Consider the following 2458-nt stretch of genomic DNA (forward strand, 5'->3'; position numbering starts at 1 on the left):
GGGTCTTCGGCATGCGGGGGAGCAATCATCCGACGGGCTTGCTCCTCTAATTGGTCAATCTTTATGCGGTGTTCGATGCGCTTGCGGGCAATTTCATAACCAAGCTCTGTAAGCTCCTGCTCCGTCCCCCGGTACTCCAGGGACACGACATAAACCAGCATTGATTGACCTGTGGTAGGCACGGTGACCGTCCTGGGGCTGAGAACCAAGTACAGGGGAACTCCCGCCAAAGGACCGCCGGTGATGGCCTTGATCAACGACATGCTGGAAAGGATCGCATTGATTGAGTTCCAGGATGTCGTCCTGAACTTCCAGGCCCCCCCGATCCGGTTGGTGCCTTCGATCAAAACCTGCAAGGTTCCCATGATCTTGCATTTATCCTGATCGTTGTAGAGAGGATCCTGCCGCTCGCAAGGGCAGGGAACTTCCTTATATTTGCCGTTACCCTCAAGCCTCTGGGCAACTTCCCCGTCGCCGCTGCACCAGCAGCGGGAACTCTTATAACACGCGAACCGCGTGTAGAAATTCAGGTCAATGTCATCGTAGATCAACCTGATGGGGATCTCGGTAAGCTTGCCGTTTGCGGTGCCTTTGGTGAGTCGGGACATCAAGGCCGTGTCCGGGATAAAGCGACCGGCGGCGTCCCGCTGCATGGTTGTTAAGATGAAGTGGTCTAATTTTTTCGGCTGGGCGAACTGCTTTCCCTGTACGGAAGTTTTGAATTCGCCTTTCTCGCCGATTTTGATCCGTCCGATTTCGGACGGCCTGGGAATGAAATTTTTAATCATGTTCTCCTCCTTTGGATATTTTTTTTGCCGGAGGAGAACTGTCCCCCCCACCAGGGGATGCTCTCCCCCGGGTTAGGGGTTTTAGGTATAGTTTCTTCTTATTTTTCTTGTAGTTTTATTGCTAAAGCCCTTGCTTTTTCGCCTAGTTTGTTGTATAAAACCAAGTGAAAGGAGAGCTTATGGCAGATTTAAAAGTCGTTCAGGGCGAGTACCGAAAAGGTGTTTGGTTTCATGATCGGAATGCTCACACTCAGGAAGAAATTGACTTCCTGAACGAAGCGTTTCGTGAGGCAGGTCAACATGATCCCAGGTGGCTAAAGCTGATCTGGGATATAAAAGTGGATTCCCAACCAGAACTTCACCGGGTCAAGTAACCGTTTTCCCCCTGCTAACAACAACGACGCACTCCTCATCAGAAATTTCCTTGATGGTCAGGGTTAGATTTGGGCTTGAATAAGCCACAATTTCTTCCCAAAAATTTCTTTCTTTCGGGATTTCCCGCCAGGAAGCTGCCTGTCCCCACCCGGGGATGACACGCTTTCCCCGGCGGGGTCGAAAAATTTTTTAATTTAACATCGCGAAAACCCGCAGTTCCGACAGACCAAACACCCGCCTTCGCGCTCCATGGTGCCACCGCAGTCGGGGCAGGCCCCCATGGTGACCTCGGTTTCGGTGATCTCCACCTGGGCCTCGGCGGCCAGCACCTGGGCAATGGCGTCCGGGCAGGAAAGCACCTGGCGGCCGTTCTGCCAGATGGGGTTGGGGCAGCGGATGCCCGAGATCTGCTTGATGATCGACTCCAGCTTGACCCCCGAACGCAGGGCCAGCGAGATCAATCGGCCAGTGGATTCGATCTGCGACGATGCGCAGCCGCCGGTCTTGCCCATCTGGGCGAAAACCTCGCAAATGCCCGCCTCATCACGGTTGACCGTGACATAGAGCTTGCCGCAGCCGGTGTTGATCCGTTGGGTAACTCCTACAGTCCGGGCCGGCCTGGGCCGCGGGGCAATATAGCGTTCCTCCGAAGCCTTCTGGTCGCCGAAGCTCAACACCTGTTCCGGGCGACTGGCGTCCCGATAGATGGTCACTCCCTTGAGGTCTAGCTCATGGGCCATGACATAGACCTGGCGCACGTCTTCAACCGTGGCGTCTTTAGGGAAATTGACCGTCTTCGACACCGCGTTGTCGGTATATTTCTGGAACGCGGCCTGGATGCGGATATGCCAATACGGTGAAACATCGTGGGCGGTGACGAACACCCGCCGGATGTCCTTGGGAATCTCTTTGATATCGCGGATGGTGCCCTGTTGGGCGATCCGTTTCATCAGTTCCGGGCTGTAGAAGCCATGGCGTCGGGCTATCTCCTCAAAATAGGGATGCACTTCCACCAGTTCGGCGCCATCCAGCACCCGGCGCACAAACGATACCGCAAACAGCGGCTCCACCCCGCTGGAACAGCCGGCGATGATGCTGATACTGCCGGTCGGGGCGATAGTCGTGGTCGTGGCGTTTCTCATCTTCTCCTGGCCTTTTCGGTCGTAAACAGAACCAGGGAAGTTAGGGAAATTGCCCCGCCGGGCGGCCAACTCCGCGGACGCAGCCTTGGATTCGGCCTGAATAAAGCTCATGACCTTCTCGGCGGCCTGCACCGCCTCTTCGGAGTTATAGGG

Annotated in this window: 3 protein-coding genes; 1 reads left to right on the forward strand and 2 read right to left on the reverse strand. The window is 55.3% G+C overall.

What is annotated here, in order from left to right; all coding sequences use genetic code 11:
* Positions 1-788 (reverse strand): hypothetical protein (locus JRG72_11775; protein ID MBW2135880.1); only part of this gene is annotated, 788 nt, incomplete at its 3' end.
* 179 nt (positions 789-967) lie between these two features.
* On the opposite strand from JRG72_11775, the gene JRG72_11780 reads away from it, so the two are divergent.
* Positions 968-1162, forward strand: coding sequence for a hypothetical protein (locus JRG72_11780; protein ID MBW2135881.1), 195 nt, complete (start codon positions 968-970; stop codon positions 1160-1162).
* Between the two features lie 195 nt (positions 1163-1357).
* Here the strand turns inward: JRG72_11780 and JRG72_11785 are convergent.
* Positions 1358-2458 (reverse strand): TSCPD domain-containing protein (locus JRG72_11785; GenBank protein ID MBW2135882.1); only part of this gene is annotated, 1101 nt, incomplete at its 5' end.

This window comes from Deltaproteobacteria bacterium, from assembly GCA_019309545.1.
Lineage (GTDB): Bacteria > Desulfobacterota > Desulfobaccia > Desulfobaccales > Desulfobaccaceae > Desulfobacca_B.

Excerpts from the sequence above, each read along its gene's own strand:
- JRG72_11780 (MBW2135881.1), top strand. The coding sequence starts at position 968 with ATGGCAGATTTAAAAGTCGTTCAGGGCGAGTACCGAAAAGGTGTTTGG.